This window comes from Microbulbifer aggregans (assembly GCF_001750105.1).
Classification (GTDB): domain Bacteria; phylum Pseudomonadota; class Gammaproteobacteria; order Pseudomonadales; family Cellvibrionaceae; genus Microbulbifer; species Microbulbifer aggregans.
This window is the reverse complement of the sequence record NZ_CP014143.1, coordinates 3,054,056-3,072,328: the sequence shown is the minus strand read 5'-3', so window position 1 is coordinate 3,072,328 and position 18,273 is coordinate 3,054,056. Positions and strand designations below refer to the sequence as shown.

Genomic DNA, 18,273 nt, shown 5'->3' with positions numbered 1-18,273 from the left:
ATTTGTGATCACTATTTGCCGGCGCCGCCATGATACCGAAGTCTGACCGGAAGGGCACTCCCTCTGTTCCGAGCAGCACAATCTTCTGCTTTTGGGGTAAGGAAGGGTCAATTTCCTTGAAGCACCCGGCAAGTGCCCGATACTTTCAAGACAACGTTACTGATTTTGCTGTAAACGGTTTTCCGGTGGTGCCCTTGTCTGCTCTGCGAGCGCTGGTCATTGTTCTGCCGCTGCTGTCCGCCTGCGCGGTCCAGCCGCTGCCACCCGGGTTACCGCAAGAGGCACTGGCTCTACCTGACCAATTCTCCGCTTCCGGTGACGCGATACCGGATCAGCGCTGGTGGCGAAGTTTTCGCGACCCGCAGTTGGACGCCCTGGTACAGCAAGCGCTGACTGGCAGTCCGGATCTCAAGGCCGCACTCTGGCGTCTCGAGCAGGCGGCCGCGGTGGCACGCGGCGCCCGATCAGGGTTCTGGCCACAAGTCAGTGGCGAGCTGGAACACACGGAGCAGCGCCGCTCCCAGGACAGCGGCTTTGATTTTTCCGGTGGCGAAAATGAGGGCGGCAGCTGGAGTGGACGCCTCGCCGCCAGCTACGAAATCGATCTGTGGGGGCGGGTCAGGTCGAGCGCCCGCGCCGCTGAAGCGGCGCGCCTGGCCAGCGAGGAGAGCCTCCAGGTTGCCGCACTCAGCCTGGCTTCTGAAGTCGCCACCACGTGGTTGCAGCTCCGCGAACAGTGGGGGCAGCGCGATCTGTTGCATCAACAGCTGGATATCAACCGCAAGACCTTGCGGGTACTGGAACTCCGTTTCGGTGGTGGCATCAGTGCCGCTGCGGATGTCTTGCAGCAACGGTCGTTGGTTGTACAGTCGCAACAGGAGCTGACAGAGACCGAGTTCAACATCGAGGCCCTCAAGGTTCAGTTGGCGACGTTGGTCGGCACAACCACCGAAGTCCTGAATGGTATGGTCGAGCCCCGCACCGGCTTACCCATGTTGCCGGCCCTGCCCAATACCGGTGTTCCCGCGCACCTCCTGTTGCGACGCCCAGATGTACTCGAGGCACAGCGCAACCTGCTGGAGGGCTACTACCTGGCCGAACAGGCCTGGGCCGAGCGCCTGCCGGTGATCAGCCTCGCCGCCTTCTACAGCGGGGGTGGCCCCTCCATCAGCGATATCACCAAAGACTGGCTGCTGACACTCACCGCCGCTGCCGAGGGAGTGATCTTTGACGGAGGACGTCTGTCGTCGGAGCGCAAGCGTCAGGAGGCCGCCGAGCAGGAGCGCTGGGCGCAATTGGAAAGCACAGTTTTATCTGCTCTGTCCGAGGTCGAGCGTGCCCTGATACAGGAACAGGCGGTGCGCGAGCGTTTGCGGTACCTGCGGGAACGCGCGCAACTGTCCGACCTTATTGTGGTGCGCCAGCGCCGGGCGTATACCCGTGGCACGGTAGATTTCCTCAACGTGCTCACAGCCACCAATGAACAGCAAAGCCTCGAGCGGCAAATGCTGGCCGCCCAGCGGGAGCTGATCGAGAACCGGGTCGTGCTCTATCGTGCCCTGTCCGGCGGTATACCCGGGGAGGACCTTCCGGACGCTCAGCCGCTTGAGTTGGAGCGCTACCGGCAGGGAGGTAGCTGATGCTGGAGCGGCTGAACTGGAACTTCGCGTTACCGGTTGGCTTACTGGTTGGGGCGGTGTTGATTGCCAGCTGGTTCCTCCGAGAAAAACCCACCATGCAGCGGGGCGATGAGCCGCCGCCTGCGCCCCTGGTGGAGGTGATCACGGCCGAGCTTGGGGAGTTCCCGGTGACGGTCGAGGCGCTCGGGCGGGTCCGTCCACGGGAGACCGTGGATCTGGAGCCCCAGGTGCAAGGGCGGGTTGAGTGGTTGGATTACGACCTGGACCAGGGGGCGACCGTGCCCGCGGGCCGGCTACTGGCACGCATAGAGCGGGAACCGTACGAGCTGGCACTCCGCACTGCACGCAGCACCCTGGCTGAACGCCGTGCGGAACTGCAGCAGGAGCGGGGACAGCAACTGGTGGCGAAAGAGGAGTACGAGCTGCTCGGCAGCTCCGTGCCAGAAGCCGACCGCGCCCTGGTGCTACGGGAGCCACAACTGGCCGCGGCGCAGGCCCGGGTTGAGGCCGCCGAGGCAGCCGTGCGCCTGGCGGAGAGAGATCTGCGCCTGACCGAAGTTCGCTCTCCGTTCAATGCACTGTTGGTCAGCCGCAGCGTCGATATCGGCGATCGGGTTGGTCCGGGCACCGTGCTCTACCAGCTGGCGGGGGCGGACCTGTTTCAGGTTGAGGTAGAGATTCCAGCGGTACAGCTCTCTCGTTTGCAAAGGGAGGGTGCTGAGGTGCGAATCCGTGGCAGCCAGTGGCCACCGGGGACCTACCGGCGAGGCCAGTTCGTGCGGTTGATTCCCGTGCTCGAGGAGCAGGGGCGTCTCGCCAGGGTCCTCGTCGAACTACAGGACCCTCTGTCCCAGGAGCTGGTCTCCGAGCCCAAGTTGCTGCTCAATGACCTGGCCCAGGTCAACATCGTCAGCCCGGCGGAGCGGGCACGGGTGCGGATTCCTCTGACCGCGCTTCAGGACGGTGGCCAGGTCTGGGAAGTGCGCGATGACAGGATTACCGTCCGCCAGGTCGAGCTGGCATATCTCAGTGGTGATTATGCTGTGCTGGAATCGGGGCTCGAAGGTGGTGAACGCCTTGTCACCACCCGGTTGACGGCAGTCACCGATGGCATGCTGGTGCGCGTTCGAGAGGCTCCTGCGGTGGGCACGAAACCTGGCCAGCGCGATCCGGAAGAGAGTCGGGAAGGCGAGGCGGCTTCGGAATTGGAGGAGGGTGGTTCGCCACCTGAAGCCGGAGAGCGCGGATGAGTGAGCTGGAGCGTTCCAAACGGGTTCCGCGGCAGCCAGTCGACATCCATGGTGGGCCGATCGCCTGGATGGCCCACAACCATGTCACCGCCAATCTCCTCATGCTGGTACTGATTCTCGGCGGCCTCACTTTTGCGACGGTGGTCAAAAAAGAAGTTTTCCCGGATTTCAGCCTCGATATGGTTACGGTACAGATCGCGTATCCCGGCGCCAGCCCCGAGGAGGTGGAGCGAGGGGTATTGGTCGCGGCCGAGCAGGCAGTACAGGGAATACCCGGTATCCGCGAGATGCGCGGCACGGCCAACGAGGGCAGTGCCACGCTCAGCGTGGAGCTGCAGGCCGGCGTGGACGGCAACAAGGTCTACCAGGACATCCAGCAGGCCATCGACCGGGTCACTACCTTCCCCGACGACATTGAACGACCCCAGGTCAGCCTTGCCGATCACCGGCGCGATGTACTCGACCTGGTGGTGCATGGTGATATCGACGTTCACGCATTGCGTGGAATCACCATGCTGCTCTATGAGCAGTTGGAGGCACACCCGGACATTACCGCTCTGGAGGCCTACGGTGTGCGCGACTATGAGGTGGCCGTGGAGGTTTCCCGCGAGAGTCTCCGACGCTACGGGTTGTCGCTACCGCAAGTCGCACAGCTGGTTCGTGCTGCGGCGGTGGATGTGCCGGCCGGAGCGGTAAAAACTGAAGCCGGCGAAGTGTTGGTGCGGGTCACCGAGCGCCGGGACTGGGCGCGAGAGTTTGGTGAAATTGTCGTTGTCCAGGCGGCTGGGGGCGGCACTGTTCGTCTCAAGGATATTGCCACGGTCCGCGATGCGCTGGTGGAAGAGCCGCGCAATATGAACTTCAACGGTCAGCCAGCGATGGGCGTCGATGTATTTCGTGTTGGCAACGAAACCCCGATGAGTGTCAGTCAGGCGACCCGTGAGGTTCTGGCAGAAGTGGAGCCGACCTTGCCGGATGGGGTAAAGATCAGTATCCGTGACGACGATTCGGAAATTTTCCGAGAGCGACTGTCGCTGCTGTTGAAGAACGGCTTTATCGGCCTGATGCTGGTCTTCATCGTGCTGGGTGCCTTTCTCGAGTTGCGCCTGGCTTTTTGGGTGACCCTTGGTATTCCGACCTGTTTCCTCGGCGCGCTGTTGTTCCTGCCGGCGATGGATGTGTCCATCAACATGGTAAGCATGTTTGCCTTCATCATCGCACTGGGGATAGTGGTGGATGATGCAATCATCGCAGGAGAAAATATCTATGAATGGCGACGCCTCGGTTACAACAATCTGGAGGCTGCCATTGCCGGTGCGCGACAGGTGGCAGTACCTCTGACTTTTGCCATTCTCACCAACATTGTCGCCTTTATTCCGCTCATGTTTTTGCCCGGATTTATGGGCAAAATTTTCGGCATCATTCCACTGGTCGTAGGCTCTGTATTTGTCATCTCCTGGCTGGAAGCGCTGTTCATTCTGCCTGCCCATCTGGCCTATTCACGGCGAGGCTATCGCAAAGCCGGAGCACGACGATTTGCGGCGCGGCAACGCACGATTGCCCGCAGCCTCGATCGCTTTGTCGTAAAGCGCTTCAAGCCTTTTCTCGATGTCTGTATCCGCCATCGCTACATCACAATTGCTGTGGCACTGGCCACACTGATGGTCGTGGCCGGCTACGCCGCCAGTGGCCGCATGGGTTTTACACTGTTGCCGCGGGTGGAACGGGACTCGGGCCGGGTGGAAGTCACCTTTCCCGCTGGTACGGCAGAACAGCAGTTGGCGCGCGCCCGTGCCCAGATTACCCGGGCTGCAGATCGCGCGCTGGAAAAAATGGCTCGCGAAGGGGTTTTCCTCGGTATGCGCGGCCTGATCCGGGACAACCGGGTGCAGGTCGATGTCTATCTGGTTCCGGCAGATCAGCGTCCGTTTACGACGGGAGAGTTTGTGCGCGCCTGGCGAGGGGAGGTGGGTCCTGTGCCCGGGGCGCTCAGCTCCAGCTTTGCCGCTGATCGCGGTGGTCCGGGGGCTGGACCTGCCCTGACGGTAGAGCTCAGGCACACGGACACCCGCACCCTGGAGGCGGTGGCTCTGCGGCTGGCAGAGGCGTTGGAGGAGTTCCCCAGTGTCAGTGATATCGATCCCGGTATCTCTCTCGGCAAGCAGCAACTGGATCTCACGTTGAGTGACACCGCCAAGAGCCTCGGGCTATCTGCTACGGACATCGGTCGGCAGTTGCGCGCCGCGATTTATGGTGCAGAGGCGTTGCGCCAGCAGCGCGGCCGGGATCAGGTAAAAATCATGGTGCGACTGCCGGAGAACCAGCGCGGTTCACTGAAAGATGTGGCCAGTATCATGGTGCAGGCACCGGGCAATATCTGGCTGCCATTGCCGGATCTCGTCTCCATCGACCAGGGGCGCGCCTATGCGGGCATCAATCGGCGTGAAGGGCGCCGAGTAATGACCGTCACCGCCAATGTCGAGCCGGCCGACCAGGCAGCGCTGGTCATCAATGAGCTAAACCGCAGCATTATGCCGCAACTGAAGGCGGAGTATGCGGGCTTGGGAATTTCCTACGAAGGGCGCCAGGCCGAGGAGCGTGAGGGGCTGATGTCCCTGGGGCTGACCTTCACCCTTACCATGGCAGCACTGTACCTGCTGCTGGCGATTCCGCTGAAGAGCTATATACAGCCGCTGACAGTCATGGTGGCCATTCCGTTCGGTGTCATCGGTGCAGTACTGGGTCACCTGCTTATGGGCTACGGTCTGAGCATGATCAGCCTGCTGGGCATGGTGGCCCTGGCCGGTGTGGTCATCAACGACACTCTGGTGATGATCGAATACGGCAACCGCTTGCGTGAGCAGGGAGTCGATGTGACCGATGCCATCAAACAGGCGGCCGCACGTCGTTTTCGCCCAATTATCCTCACTACGGTGACCACATTTTGCGGGCTGATGCCGATGATTTTTGAAACTTCGGTGCAGGCGCGGTTCCTGATCCCGATGGCCATTTCCCTTGGGTACGGAATTCTCGCCGCCACGACAATTTCCCTGTTACTGGTGCCGTGCCTCTACCTGATGTTCGCGCGGGATATTCCGCTGTTGTTTGGACTTCGAAGCCGCACGCGGCTGGCCAACCACTGAAGAAGCGGCGCAGCTAATCACGCCGCAGCTCGTCCTTGATCGCAATGGGATTGGGGAAGTTCATCACCACGATGTAGGACGACACCAGAAAGGTCAGGATCGCGGTCGCCTGGATCAGGTGCGAGGCACCACTGCCGATCAGCTGCTGGCTGGTGGCGAGGAAGGCGATAAGCAGCGAGAACTCACTGATCTGCCCGAGGCGAAAGCCGATATCCCAGGCCAGCACTTTCTGCTCACTCTGATTGCCCAATAGCAGACGGAATACCAGTGGTTTGACTGCGAGCACGGCGGCGGCGGTGATCAGCGCCGGCACCGCAATTTCCGGCACCATAGCGAGCTTGAACTGTGCGCCGATACTGAAGAAAAACAGGATCAGGAAGAAGTCCCGCAGGGGTTTCAGGCTGAGCGCAATGTACTGGGAAATACGGCTGGTCGCCATGGTGATGCCGGCAATGAAAGCACCGATTTCCCGCGACAGACCGAGGATTTCCGCCAGCTCTGCCACTCCCATACACCAGCCCAGGGCCAGCAGAAAGATATATTCGTGAAAACGGTCGAAACGGGTAAACAGTGGCAGCAGGACATATTTCACGATCACCCACGCCACCAGCACCAGCAGTGGCAGGGCCGCGAAAGAGATACCCAGCTGGGCAAAATCCACCTGGCCGGTGCTGCCACTCAGCAGAATCATCAGGCAGGCAATGGCGACGAAATCCTGGAACAACAGCAGGCCGACCATCAACTCGCCCAGGTGCTTGTGATGCAGCACGGTGGTCGGTAACAGCTTGATGCCGATGATGGTGCTGGAGAACATCATCGCCATGCCGATCACCCAGCTTTCAACCGTAGTGAACCCGAACAACTGGCCCAGACCATACCCGAGACCAAGGAAGACCGCACAGCTGACGATGCCGACAAAAGTTGCCTTGCGGATCACCGACAGCAGCGCCTGCGGCTGCATATCGAGACCCAGCAGGAATAGCAGGAAGATAATTCCAATCGTCGACATGTCGGCGAGTAACTGGACGTTGTTGACGACCCCGAGGACCGAGGGGCCAAGCAGCACGCCGAGGGCGATATAGGCCACCAGCAGGGGCTGGCGGCCATAGAGCGCCAGCGTGGCCAGCAGGGCCGCGCCACTGAAAATCAGGAAGAATGATTGAAAGAGGGAGGTCTCCGCCACTGCACGTCCTTGTTTGCCGGCTTTGTTGCATTATCCATAGATGATGGCACGGCTGGAACCATCGCGGCGGATGCGATGGTTCCTCAGTGGTCGGACCCGCTACTGGTCAGAGATTGAACCAGCGCAGATTTTCCGCCCGTGGCGAGAGAATCGGCTGTGCGCAGATTTCACCGCGGGGCGCTGCCAGAATTTCCCGTGCGCTTTCAACAAACTCTGCCAGTGGTGTCTCGATGCGCTCCGGTACCGGTGCCTGGGCGCCGTCCAGTGACAGCGGCAGTGGCGGTTCGCTGTGTTCACCCTGGAAGCGCCATACACCGGCTTCTGCGTCGTACTGGTAGTAGGGCAGCAACCGGTACCCGTGCTCGGCGATCAGTTCGATCGCCTCGATGAGATAGTCCGCGGTCTCGGTGTCGAGGAAGTAATTGAAATTGAGGCGCACCCAGCCTGGTTTCAGCAGGCTTTCGCCGCCAGCAACCACGCTCTCCAGTGCCTCACTCTGCTCCGGGGTCAGGTGCAGCAGTGCGTGGCCATAGGGCCCGGCACAGGAGCAACCCCCGCGCACCTGAATGCCGAACAGGTCGTTGAGCAAGGCCACGACAAAACCGTGATGCAGGGGCTTGCCCTCCCTGAGGATGTGCAGGGAGACGATGCTGACCCGCTCGGCTTCAGTACCGCCGAGGATGTCGATGTTGGGGTTGGCCGCCCAGCGGGCAAAGGCCCGTCGCAGCCACTCCGCCTCACGGCGCTCGATCTCGTCGGCGCCGACCGCATCCTTGAGCTGGAAGGCCAGGCCCGCACGCACGGATTCGACGATGGCCGGGGTGCCGGCCTCTTCACGGCGCTCCCCCGGTGGCAGGTAGGTGTGCTTCTCGGGGCCGACCCAGGAAACGGTGCCTCCGCCAGGAACCGCCGGCTGGCCGGCTGGCAGCAATTTGCGGTCGATGACGAGCACCCCCGGAGTGCCGGGGCCGCCAACGAACTTGTGTGGGGAGATAAACAGGGCATCGATGCGGGTGCTGTCGCCGTCACCGGCGGCATCTACACGAACGTAGGGCCCTGCCGCGGCGTAATCCCAGCAGGACAGAGCACCGTGACGGTGCAGCAGTGCGGTCACGGCGGCGACATTCGTGCGGATGCCGGTGACGTTGGAAGCGGCGGAAAAACTGCCAATCTTCAGTGGTCGGTCCTGGTAACGCCGCAGTGCTGCCTCCAGTGCGGCCACGTCCACGCCACCCTCGGGGCACTGGGGGATGGTCACCACCTGGGCCAGGGACTCCCGCCAGGGCAGGTCATTGGAGTGGTGCTCGTAGGGGCCGATAAAGATGACCGGCCGCAGGTGCTCCGGCAGTTCGGCCTGTTCAGACGGGAAGTGCTTGCTGGCTGGTTTGCGCAGTCCGAGACTGTCTACCAGGCGGTTGATGGCGGCTGTCGCCCCGGAGCCACAGAAAATCACCGCATGCTCATCGTCTGCGTTCACCGAGCGGCGCACTGCAGCCCGCGCCTGTTCGCGAAACGCGGTTGTCTGGCGGCCAGTGGCTGAAGTCTCGGTGTGTGTATTGGCGTACCAGGGAAGTACCTGGTTGCGGATTGTGTCCTCGATAAAGGTCAGTCCACGTCCTGAGGCGGTGTAGTCGGCATAGATGAGTGGACGGGTTCCAAAGGGAGTGGACAGCGGCATCCGCTCGCCGATGACGGCGTCACGGATTCGGGCCAGGAGTGCATCGCAGGCGGCCATGGTTACCTCGAAAGTTACTGAGGCCGCTGCGCCTGGGCGCGCGGCCAATTATTGTGCAGCGGCCGCGCCACCCGTGGTGGATCGGGCACGCTGCCGGTTTATTCTTTTTCTCCGGAAGGAATTGGCAGCTCCGTGGTGCTCTTGATCTGCTCCATGGCGAAGTTCGACACGATATCGCTGATACCGACGTGGCGGATCAGCTCCTTGTAGAAGCGGTCATAAGCCGCGATATCGCTCACGACGATACGGAGCAGGTAGTCGTAGTCTCCCGCCATACGGTAACAGTCGACCACTTCTGGCAACTTGGCGATGTGGGCCGCAAAGGCGTCGGCCCATTCCGCCGTGTGCTGATCGGTTTTGACCTGGGCGAATACCGATACCGGCAAGCCGAGGATTTCTGCATTCAGCAGTGCCACCTTGCGACGGATGATTCCACTTTTCTCAAGCTTCTGTACCCGTCGCCAGCAGGGAGTCTTTGTCAGCCCGACACGCTCCGCCAGTTCCTCGATGGAGAGGCTAACATCTGCCTGCAAGATGGCAAGAAGTTGTCTATCGATCGCATCAAGTGAGGACATAATTCTAAAAGCCTCCCATTGGAGCGGGGGATTATCTCCCTCGGCGATGCTTTTTCAGCCGCCAGTGGTACAAAATACCCCGGCTACATTTCGTGTCGCGCTGCCATCCGACCCTAAGGGAAGATCCCGGCGGGAATCGGTTGGCTCACGCGCCACCAGATGCCGTAACGATAGTCTCCAAAAAATGGTGCTGGTAGTTGAATTTTTCGCCGGCTGCGGAGGAGTCCGGGCCGGCGAAAAGTGCGCCTCAGGCGGCGTCTTTAGGCGGGAAGCGGGGTTCGAACAGGCCCAGTTCAATGGCCTGGCGGACTTTGGCCATCAGGTCGATTTCGGTCAGCTCCTGCAGTTGCTGCAGATCGTTCAGCATGTAGTAGACCGGCTGCACGATATCGATGCGGTAAGGGGTGCGCAGTGCATCGAGGACATCGAATTCAAAGCGCTCCGGCTCATCGCTCAGGGCATACAGGGTCTCTTTCGGGGATGACAGAATGCCGCCGCCGTAGATGCGCAGGCCCTCGCTGGTCTGCATCAGTCCGAACTCCACCGTGAACCAGTAGAGGCGGGCCAGGTACGCGCGTTCCTTGGGCGAAGCCGCAAGGCCCAGTTCACCGTACTTCTGGGTGAAGTTGGCAAAGGCAGGATTGGTCAGCATGGCGCAGTGGCCAAAGATTTCGTGGAAGATATCCGGTTCCTGCAGGTAGTCGAATTCTTCCGGCGTACGGATAAAGGTGGCCACCGGGAACTTGCGGTCTGCCAGCAGCCCGAAAAAGGTCTCGAATCCGATCAGGGCGGGCACCCTGGCTACTTCCCAGCCGGTCTCCCGGCGCAACACGTCACTGATTTCGTGCAGTTGCGGAATACGGTCGGTGGGGAGGTCCAGCAGCTCGAGCCCGTGCAGGTATTCGTCACAGGCGCGACCGGGGATGATTTTGCGCTGGCGTTCGATGAGCCGCTGCCAGGTTTCATGCTCCACATCGGAGTATTGGATGATGCCATTGGCATCGGGCTCGCGGGCGATGTACTTGGTGCCCTTCTTGCCGCTGCTTTTGCTCTCACTTTTCATTCGGCTACTCCTCTGAGCCCCGCCTTGGGGAGCTCTCAATTCTTCTTATTAGCTTGGACACTTATTCTTAGGCTCCGATGCCTCGAGAGGGGAGGGCAGAGGCCTACGGGTTGTCTCATTACCGGCGCCAGCGCTACACTTTTTGTAAATAAATCTTTACAGGTGCGCTGTGAGAATCGAGATTACCTGTGCCAATCGTGTGGGTATACTTCAGGAAATAACACATATATTTACCGATTTTCGGGTAAATGTGGTTTCCGGAGAGCTTGGCGGTGAAAGCGGAGACAAAGTCTACCTCCATGTCCCCGGGCTGTTGCTGGCCCAGTACCGTGCAATTGAGAAGTCCCTGGCGGATGTTCCGGGAATCCGCCGTGTGCGCCGGATCGGTCTGATTCCCTCTGAGCGAAGACACTTTGAACTGGATACACTGCTGCGCCATGTGGCCGAGCCTGTGTTGTCTGTGGACCGGGAGGGGCGGATTGTTGCCGCAAACCTGGCTGCCGCACGGGCCTTCGGGGTCAGCCTGGATCGTGTGCCGGGGCTGCAGTTGCAGCGGTTTCTGCCGGATCTACAGCTTGCCGAACTACTGCGGGACCTGACAGCCCCCCGGTACGGGGTGCCAGTCTCGGTACGTGGTCGGGATTTCCTGCTGGAATGGACCCCGATACTGGATCAGGAAAGTCCCGCCTCCATCGATTCCCTGGCCGGAGCGGTGATTACCCTGAGTGCGGATCCGGATGGCAGCGGCGCTGAAACATTCGGCGAACTGTCCATACTGTGGGATTTCGGTCGGCGGCGTGAGGCCTGTCTGCAGTTGCAGGAGATGGCTTCCCTCCAATCCCCGGTGCTGGTGACCGGAGAGCGCGGTACGGGCAAAACCACCTTTGCCGGGGCATTTCATTTTCTCTCCCCGCTGGCCTCCGGGGGACGCTGTGTGCGCTGGCAATGTGCTGCCGGGCCTCTGCCTGGCAGTGGCGCGCTGCCGGACCGCGGCACACTGATCCTGGACGACTTGGATCGGCTGTCAGTCAGTGATGCCACCCAGTTGGTTCGGGTGCTGCGCGATTGCCCCGCAGCGCTGCGCCTGGTTGGTACCAGTCGCAGCGCCAGTTCGTTACCGCCGGCATTAGCACAATTGTTTTCCTCGCTGACCCTGCACCTGCCGCCGTTGCGTCAGTTGCGCGGGGAGGTGGCGCGCTTTGCCAGCGCTCTGCTGAAAGAAGCTGGGCGCGAGGGTCTTTCCGACACGTGTCGGCCGCTGTTGATGGGACACGACTGGCCGGGAAACTTTGCTGAATTACGAGATCATCTGACGGAGGGGGTTAACCGTTGTCGTCGCAGGGGAGGAGAACGGTTGGCGCCGGAGGATTTGCCGTGCCCGGAACCTGTATCACTGACGCCATGGCAGGACTGGGGCGAGGGGATGACTTACCGGGACATCATGCGGGCAGTGGAGCGGCAGTTGTTAGAGGAAATGCTGCAGCGTTATCCAAGCACCCGAGAGCTCGGGGCCCGGTTGGGGCTGTCTCATACGGCTGTCGCCAATAAACTGCGGGACCACGGCCTTACTGCCGTGAGCTCCAGCGCCAGGCAGCAGAGCTAGCCCCGCTCTGGCGCTCTGTCAGCGATCGATACGCCCGATCAGCATATCCTTGAACATGACGAAATCGCCCCACAGGCTGTAGAACGGATGCTTGAACGTGGCCGGGCGATTGTGCTCGAAAAAGAAGTGCCCGACCCAGGCGAAACCATACCCGGCAAAGGGAACCGCTATCAGCCAGCTCATGTTACCGCTGGTGATGGCGGTCACGACCAGGGCGATCACGAGGGCGGTCCCGGCAAAGTGCAGTCGGCGGCAGGTGAGGTTGCGGTGCTCGTTGAGGTAATAGGGATAAAACTCCCGGAAGGACGCAAACTCTGTTTCTCTCGATTTGCTGCTGGCGGGCATGGCTCCGCTCCTTTCGTTGTAAATCGTTGTTATCGGAAGTGTTGCCAGTTTAAGGCCATTCTCGAGTCTGTCCAATATGACGGGCAACACCCTTGAATGCGGGGAAATTTTGGGTGAACAGTCTCTCGGGGAATCTGGTAGGCTGCGGGCCACAACAAGCCAAACAAAGAAACGCCACACAGAGAGGAGTGTATGTCGGGCCCCCTTTCCCATCTGAAAGTACTGGACCTCAGTCGCATTCTCGCCGGCCCCTGGGCGGGACAGGTTTTTGCCGACTTTGGAGCCGAGGTCATCAAGGTCGAGCGCCCGGAAAAAGGGGATGATACCCGTCACTGGGGCCCTCCCTACCTTAAAGACGAACAGGGGGCAGATACTGCCGATGCGGCCTACTACCTGAGCGCAAATCGCGGCAAGAAATCCATCACGGTGGATATTACCCGCCCGGAAGGGCAGGAGATCATTCGCGCGCTGGCGAGCGAGAGCGATATCCTGCTGGAGAATTACAAGGTCGGCGGTCTGGCTAAGTACGGCCTGGACTACGAGTCCATCAGGGCCATCAATCCCGGCATCGTTTACTGCTCCATTACCGGTTTCGGCCAGACCGGACCCTACCGGAACCGGGCCGGCTACGATGCCATGATTCAGGGTATGGGTGGTCTGATGAGTATTACCGGCGTGCCCGAAGGGCAACCCGGCGCGGGCCCGCAGAAGGTGGGTGTGGCGGTGGCCGATTTGATGACGGGCATGTACGCGGTGTCCTCGGTACTGGCGGCGGTGGTACATCGACAGCACACGGGAATCGGGCAGTACATCGACCTGGCGCTGCTCGACACTCAGGTAGCCTGGCTGGCGAACCAGGCGCAGAATTTCCTTACATCCGGTAAGAGTCCGGAGCGGCAGGGCACAGGTCATCCCAACATTGTGCCCTATCAGGCAGTGCCGTCGAGGGATGGTTACTTCATGCTGGCGGTGGGCAACGACGAGCAGTTCAAGCGTTTCTGCAAGATTGCCGGGCTGGAAGATGTGGCGGAGCAACCCGCCTATGCGACCAATTCAGCCCGGGTGCTTGCCCGTGAACAACTGATCCCCCTGGTTGAGGCCGCAACCCGCGAGCGCGATTCCGCCTGGTGGCTGGAAAAGCTCAGTGATGCGCACGTGCCCTGTGGCCCGATCAATGATCTGCAACAGGTCTTTGCCGATCCACAGGTGCAGGCCCGCGGTATGGTGATCGAGCAGCAACACCCGGAGGCCGGCCGAGTCCGCACTGTGCGGAACCCGGCGATCTTTTCTGAATCTCCGCTCGAATACGATCAGGCACCACCGGTTCTGGGACAGCACACCAATGAGGTGTTGCGGGATACCCTGAACAAGTCCGACGAGGAGATTGCCGCACTGCGTGATGCCGGCGTCCTCTGAGGCGAAGAAATCTCTGCACGGGTCGACCTTCTAGACTGGGAGAGTGGCGATTGTTCATCGCGGAGCCCGCAAGATGAGAAACCTGATCAAAGGCAGTGACGCGACCCTTTACCTGCAGCTGTGGGAGAAGCGGATTCGGGTCACTGACATCGATTCCGGCAGAATCTTTGATGAGGTGCCTCTGGTCGCTGTTCGCAAGGGCAAGCGCCGCAGTAAGCGGGTGGCGATAGGCAGTCGCGCCTCTTCCGCTTCCAGCAGCGACGTGGAGGTGATTAACCCTTTTTCCCACCCGCGGAGCCTGCTGGCCCATTTCAAGGCTGCGGAATTGTTGCTGGAGGGAATTTTCGAAAAACTGGGTGCAGAGGGGCTCTTCTCGGCGCCCTCCAACCTAGTCCTGCAGCCGATGGAAAAAAACCAGGGCGGGCTGACGGAAGTGGAGATTAGCGCCTTTCAGGCCCTGGGGCTCAGTGCCGGTGCTCGGCGTGTTTATGTTTACCAGGGCCCCGAGCTTACCCGCCATACCCTGGATCTTGCGAACGTCCGCGATGCCAGTGCACCGGTGGCCGCTACCGGTATCGATGAACCCCGCGGATGGACCCAATGGATATGGATTGCCATCTGGTTCATATTGATCGCGGCAATGACCATTTTTCAGCAATTCTGAACGGTTTCCCTCCTGCGGCGTGTCAACGTGCTGAGCACTACAGGTGTTGCCGTGGAATCGTGCGTTCCCAGAGCTGGGTGTACACGCGGTATTCTCCCTCCCAGGCATCCAGTTCCGCGTGAATGTAGAAATTGTCGGGGTCGGCCGTCAGCACCGTGCGCGTGGTGGTGCGCACCTTCCAGTCACCGCGGGCGAAGGTCCGCTCGGTACGGGTTTCCGCTTTCAATGAGCTGAAATCATTTTCCTGGAAGGTGTACCAGTTCCAGGTACGGCTGGCGAACTCCAGGTCGATTTCATCGATGCGTACCAGGCCGTCATCCTTGATCACTTCCAGGGTGGAGATGTCCTCCGCCAGATCCTGGTGTACCAGCCAGTTATTGTGCGGCGGCTTAATGTACTCCTGCTTTGAAGGTTCGGCGGCTTCGGCTGGAGCGAAGTGAATGTCGTGGTCCTCCGGGCGGGCACGGCGCAGCGGCAGCACCAGATTGCTGGTATCACAATAAATCTCCAGCTTAACCGGCCGGGGTGGTGGCCATGCGAGCGCCCAGTAGGAGGTGGAAATACTGATGCGCAACCGGTGACCGCGGGGAAAGGCCTGTGCAACATAGTTCATATCCACGTTGAACCGGTATTTGCGCCCGGGCACCAGTTCCTCCGGCTTGTCATGGCCGTGGCGGTGGGTGAGATTGAACAGCCCATAGGTCACTCGTGTTGCTGCACCGTCCGTACCGACGTCAGAGAGACGCACCGCGATCATGGCGATCGGCCGGTTGGCAGTGAGCTCCACTTCCAGCCGTGGTGAACCGAGAATCTCCAGGTCGTCATCCAGAGGTGCGCTCTGAAATACGAGCGCGCCGCCGTCCTCTTGCCGCTGGTCGTGGGGCAAGTCGGGTGCGGCGGTATAAGAGCACCACTTGCCGGCAAACAGTCCCACACTGAGGGGAGACTGAACGTTGAGCACATTCTCCATCACGCAGGGGGGTTCATTGCCGAACAGGATGCGATAGGGCGAGAGCTCGTAGACGCGCTCGACGACATTGTCCGAGGGCCAGCAGTCTTCCCCCACCCAGCGCCCGGGACGCTCGTGATAATAGGTGGTGGGCGGCACACTGTCCTGCATCCAGGCACGCAGCATGGGCTCACTCATGATGCCGGTATCCCGATCCTTCAACCAGTGGTCCCACCAGCGCAGGGACTCCTGCAGGAATCCGATCGCGGGGCCGGGAACACCCTGGTGCGGGTACTTGTGCCCCCATGGGCCGATCAGTGCCAGCCGTGGAACCTGGAGGTGCTGTAACAGCCGGAAAATGGCATTGGTGTAACCGTCGGCCCAGCCCCCGACCAGCATTGCCGGACAGCGGATCGCGTCGTATTGCTCACTGACAGAGCCGTGTTCCCAGTAGCCGTCGCGGTACTGGTGGCGGAGCCAGATATCCAGCCAGAGCCCGCTCTCCCGGAGCCGCTCAAGCCACATGGATCGCCACTTTTCCCCCACCAGTTGCGGGTCCGGTGGGCAGGTGTTGATGGAAAACATGGTAGTGGCTTCGGAGAGGTTGTCCGTCAGCAGGCAGCCCCCCATGTAGTGCATATTGTCCTTGTACAGATCGTCGGTCGAGCAGCAGGAGACAATCGCCTTCAGTTCTTTCGGTGCCCGGGCTGCCACCTGCAGGGCATTGAAGCCGCCCCAGGAAATACCCTGCATGCCCACACTGCCATTGCACCAGCGTTGCCTTGCAATCCATCGGATGGCCTCGACACCATCGCTGAGTTCCTGCTCCCGGTACTGGTCTGTCATGATGCCGCTGGACTCACCACTGCCGCGCAGGTCGACCCGGACGCAGGCGTACCCGTGGCCTGCCAGGTAGGGATGCATCAGGGAATCCCGGAACCGTGTCTTGTCCCGTTTGCGATAGGGAATGTATTCCATAATCGCCGGTACTGGACTGGTCATCGCATCTTCTGGGAGCCAGATACGGGCCGCAAGCCAGCCGCCGTCAGGCAGGGGGATCTCTGTGTGCTCGATGGTGGTGACCCGGTGGGGAAGGGTGCTTACATATTGCATGGAAAATCAGTACCGCACGCTCTCGAACTGAAAGGGCTCGAAATCCTGGCCGTCTGAGAACTCAAAGTGCAGCGCTCTGGCGACGTCTCGGTAGCGGAGCAGCATCTCTTCCTGGTCCTGTCCACCGAGACAGATATTCGCTACTTCAAAGCTGTAACTGTCCTGGCTCGCAAGATCCGAGAGACGGGATCCCTCATCGACGAGGATCGATATCTTGCAGCCGGGCACCTGCTCTTCGAGCGCTTTGATTTCTCCGCGAGTGGGAACGCGGGTTACCGTGGTGTCCTCGTAGCGTCGCAGCATGAATTTCGCTGCGCAGTGGAAGTCGCCCTGCATCCCCGAAAAGTCCGTGTGCCGGTTGAGAGGGATATCCAGCGCGGCTTCGTGATTGGATACTCCGTGTACCTTGATGAACTGATCACTATGCGATTGGGAGATGCGCGTGTTGATCTCAAGCACCTTGAAATCATCCGTCTCCTCATCCCAGAAAAATTCGATCCCGAAGGCAGAGTTGTCAAAGCCTATCTGGCGTAACAGGGTCTCGCCCGCATCACAGATTTTCTGCTGGGCGTACTCGGGCCAAACAGAGGGGTACTCGTAGCGGGTGAAACTCAGGTTGTGGCTGTCTTTGACGGTATCCACGATACCGTGGACATGGTAACTGCCGTTGACCATGGTTCCTTCGATACCGCATTGCTTGCCTTTGAGAAGCGCTTCCGCGATGCACCAGTTACCGTCGACTTCGCCAATCTCAGTCGGTATCTGCACCCGGGCAAGGGCGGTATTCAGGAGCTCGCCCAGCCGTCTTACATCGGCGCGGATGATCTTGAGGGCCTGCAATAGCTCATGTTCATTTTCGATGCGAAAACCCAGTTGTGATGAATGGCTGACGACCGGCTTGAGCCAGAAAGGGAAATCAATCGTCAGCTGCTCGACAGGGTTCTGCGCAAACGGGTCGATGGGGCAGAACTCGGGGATCCACTCCGGTAGAGCCTTCTTCTGCTCGAGACGGCTCCAGTACTTGTGTTCGCACTTGAGCACGGCTTCGGGGGTCGCCGCCCGTAATCCGAACTGCTTGCAGAGGAAAGGGTGCAGGGCGCTGGACGGAAAATCCCAGTGATTGATGATGCCGGCGAGGTTGCCGTTGCACCTGGAGATCGTCTGCTCGGCCGTGGACAGAAGCTCATTCATGGGCCGATCCGGGAACCAGACAATCTCGTCATCCGAGAAGAGTTTTCGCCATTGAAACTGCTCCGCGCCGCGCACCGCGTTCAGGTACTCGCAGTGGAGGGGCGCGAGCCCGAATACAAAGAACTGCCTCGTCATGCATTACTTCCCGGACGTGCTTTAAGATGGGCTCTCAAAGCAGTCTAGCAGCGCAAGAATTTTCGCAAGCCGACGGCCGGTCGCTTCCGGATAAGAAGTCGGGCCGCTATAACGAAGGGCGATATGGGAACGGGGAGGAGATAGCGCAGGTCGTTAGCTGAGTGATCAGAGAGCTGTAGGGGGCATCACTCGCGGGCGGGGCCTATCACCGCTTCTGCACCAGCTGGAAAAGCAGGACAGGCGGCGCTTCAGGCCAGTACCGTTACCC

Annotated in this window: 13 protein-coding genes; 6 read left to right on the top strand and 7 right to left on the bottom strand. The window is 60.5% G+C overall.

What is annotated here, in order from left to right; all coding sequences use genetic code 11:
* Window positions 1–194 precede the first annotated feature (194 nt).
* From AUP74_RS13350 to AUP74_RS13340, 3 genes are read left to right on the top strand one after another with little or no spacing between them, the layout of a single operon-like run.
* The gene (locus AUP74_RS13350; RefSeq protein WP_069948897.1) at window positions 195–1,640 is read left to right on the top strand and encodes an efflux transporter outer membrane subunit; all 1,446 of its coding nucleotides are present in this window, start codon (window positions 195–197) and stop codon (window positions 1,638–1,640) included.
* Window positions 1,640–2,890, top strand: coding sequence for an efflux RND transporter periplasmic adaptor subunit (locus AUP74_RS13345; protein ID WP_069948005.1), 1,251 nt, complete (start codon window positions 1,640–1,642; stop codon window positions 2,888–2,890). The genes AUP74_RS13350 and AUP74_RS13345 overlap by 1 nt, the downstream gene beginning before the upstream one ends.
* Window positions 2,887–6,033: an efflux RND transporter permease subunit gene (locus AUP74_RS13340; protein WP_069948004.1), complete on the top strand. Its 3,147-nt coding sequence runs from the start codon at window positions 2,887–2,889 to the stop codon at window positions 6,031–6,033. Before AUP74_RS13345 ends, AUP74_RS13340 begins: the two co-directional genes overlap by 4 nt.
* Before the next feature lie 13 nt (window positions 6,034–6,046).
* Here AUP74_RS13340 and AUP74_RS13335 read toward each other — a convergent pair whose 3' ends face one another.
* The 4 genes from AUP74_RS13335 to phhA all read right to left on the bottom strand — a co-directional run bounded on the left by AUP74_RS13335 (window position 6,047) and on the right by phhA (window position 10,589).
* On the bottom strand, window positions 6,047–7,216 hold the full coding sequence (locus AUP74_RS13335; protein ID WP_069948003.1) for a cation:proton antiporter domain-containing protein: 1,170 nt from the start codon (window positions 7,214–7,216) through the stop codon (window positions 6,047–6,049).
* Window positions 7,217–7,322: 106 nt separating this feature from the next.
* Window positions 7,323–8,951 (bottom strand): aminotransferase class V-fold PLP-dependent enzyme, encoded by a 1,629-nt coding sequence (locus AUP74_RS13330; protein ID WP_069948002.1) that lies wholly within the window; start codon window positions 8,949–8,951, stop codon window positions 7,323–7,325.
* 98 nt (window positions 8,952–9,049) lie between these two features.
* Window positions 9,050–9,526 carry an Lrp/AsnC family transcriptional regulator gene (locus AUP74_RS13325; protein WP_069948001.1) on the bottom strand — a complete coding sequence of 159 codons (477 nt, stop codon included), beginning with the start codon at window positions 9,524–9,526 and terminating at the stop codon, window positions 9,050–9,052.
* A 247-nt stretch (window positions 9,527–9,773) separates the two neighbouring features.
* A complete protein-coding gene (gene phhA, locus AUP74_RS13320) occupies window positions 9,774–10,589 on the bottom strand; it encodes a phenylalanine 4-monooxygenase (protein ID WP_069948000.1) in 816 nt (271 codons plus the stop codon).
* Window positions 10,590–10,758: 169 nt separating this feature from the next.
* Between phhA and AUP74_RS13315 the strand changes: the two genes are divergently transcribed.
* Window positions 10,759–12,192, top strand: coding sequence for a TyrR/PhhR family helix-turn-helix DNA-binding protein (locus AUP74_RS13315; RefSeq protein ID WP_083260987.1), 1,434 nt, complete (start codon window positions 10,759–10,761; stop codon window positions 12,190–12,192).
* Window positions 12,193–12,210: 18 nt separating this feature from the next.
* Here the strand turns inward: AUP74_RS13315 and AUP74_RS13310 are convergent, their stop codons facing one another.
* Window positions 12,211–12,537, bottom strand: a complete 327-nt coding sequence (locus tag AUP74_RS13310) for an Mpo1-like protein (RefSeq protein WP_069947998.1) — start codon at window positions 12,535–12,537, stop codon at window positions 12,211–12,213.
* A 192-nt stretch (window positions 12,538–12,729) separates the two neighbouring features.
* Between AUP74_RS13310 and AUP74_RS13305 the strand changes: the two genes are divergently transcribed.
* Both AUP74_RS13305 and AUP74_RS13300 read left to right on the top strand, forming a co-directional pair.
* Window positions 12,730–13,953 carry a CaiB/BaiF CoA transferase family protein gene (locus AUP74_RS13305; RefSeq protein WP_069947997.1) on the top strand — a complete coding sequence of 408 codons (1,224 nt, stop codon included), beginning with the start codon at window positions 12,730–12,732 and terminating at the stop codon, window positions 13,951–13,953.
* Between the two features lie 73 nt (window positions 13,954–14,026).
* Window positions 14,027–14,617 (top strand): rod shape-determining protein, encoded by a 591-nt coding sequence (locus tag AUP74_RS13300; protein WP_069947996.1) that lies wholly within the window; start codon window positions 14,027–14,029, stop codon window positions 14,615–14,617.
* A gap of 37 nt (window positions 14,618–14,654) precedes the next feature.
* On the opposite strand, the gene AUP74_RS13295 is transcribed toward AUP74_RS13300, so the two are convergent.
* Window positions 14,655–16,679, bottom strand: a complete 2,025-nt coding sequence (locus tag AUP74_RS13295) for a CocE/NonD family hydrolase (RefSeq protein ID WP_069947995.1) — start codon at window positions 16,677–16,679, stop codon at window positions 14,655–14,657.
* A 6-nt stretch (window positions 16,680–16,685) separates the two neighbouring features.
* Window positions 16,686–18,005 carry a hypothetical protein gene (locus AUP74_RS13290; protein WP_069947994.1) on the bottom strand — a complete coding sequence of 440 codons (1,320 nt, stop codon included), beginning with the start codon at window positions 18,003–18,005 and terminating at the stop codon, window positions 16,686–16,688.
* Window positions 18,006–18,273 lie beyond the last annotated feature (268 nt).

Excerpts from the sequence above, each read along its gene's own strand:
- AUP74_RS13345 (WP_069948005.1), top strand. The coding sequence starts at position 1,640 with ATGCTGGAGCGGCTGAACTGGAACTTCGCGTTACCGGTTGGCTTACTG.
- AUP74_RS13325 (WP_069948001.1), bottom strand. The coding sequence starts at position 9,526 with ATGTCCTCACTTGATGCGATCGATAGACAACTTCTTGCCATCTTGCAG.
- AUP74_RS13330 (WP_069948002.1), bottom strand. The coding sequence starts at position 8,951 with ATGGCCGCCTGCGATGCACTCCTGGCCCGAATCCGTGACGCCGTCATC.
- AUP74_RS13290 (WP_069947994.1), bottom strand. The coding sequence starts at position 18,005 with ATGACGAGGCAGTTCTTTGTATTCGGGCTCGCGCCCCTCCACTGCGAG.
- AUP74_RS13305 (WP_069947997.1), top strand. The coding sequence starts at position 12,730 with ATGTCGGGCCCCCTTTCCCATCTGAAAGTACTGGACCTCAGTCGCATT.
- AUP74_RS13340 (WP_069948004.1), top strand. The coding sequence starts at position 2,887 with ATGAGTGAGCTGGAGCGTTCCAAACGGGTTCCGCGGCAGCCAGTCGAC.
- AUP74_RS13310 (WP_069947998.1), bottom strand. The coding sequence starts at position 12,537 with ATGCCCGCCAGCAGCAAATCGAGAGAAACAGAGTTTGCGTCCTTCCGG.
- AUP74_RS13300 (WP_069947996.1), top strand. The coding sequence starts at position 14,027 with ATGAGAAACCTGATCAAAGGCAGTGACGCGACCCTTTACCTGCAGCTG.
- AUP74_RS13295 (WP_069947995.1), bottom strand. The coding sequence starts at position 16,679 with ATGCAATATGTAAGCACCCTTCCCCACCGGGTCACCACCATCGAGCAC.
- phhA (WP_069948000.1), bottom strand. The coding sequence starts at position 10,589 with ATGAAAAGTGAGAGCAAAAGCAGCGGCAAGAAGGGCACCAAGTACATC.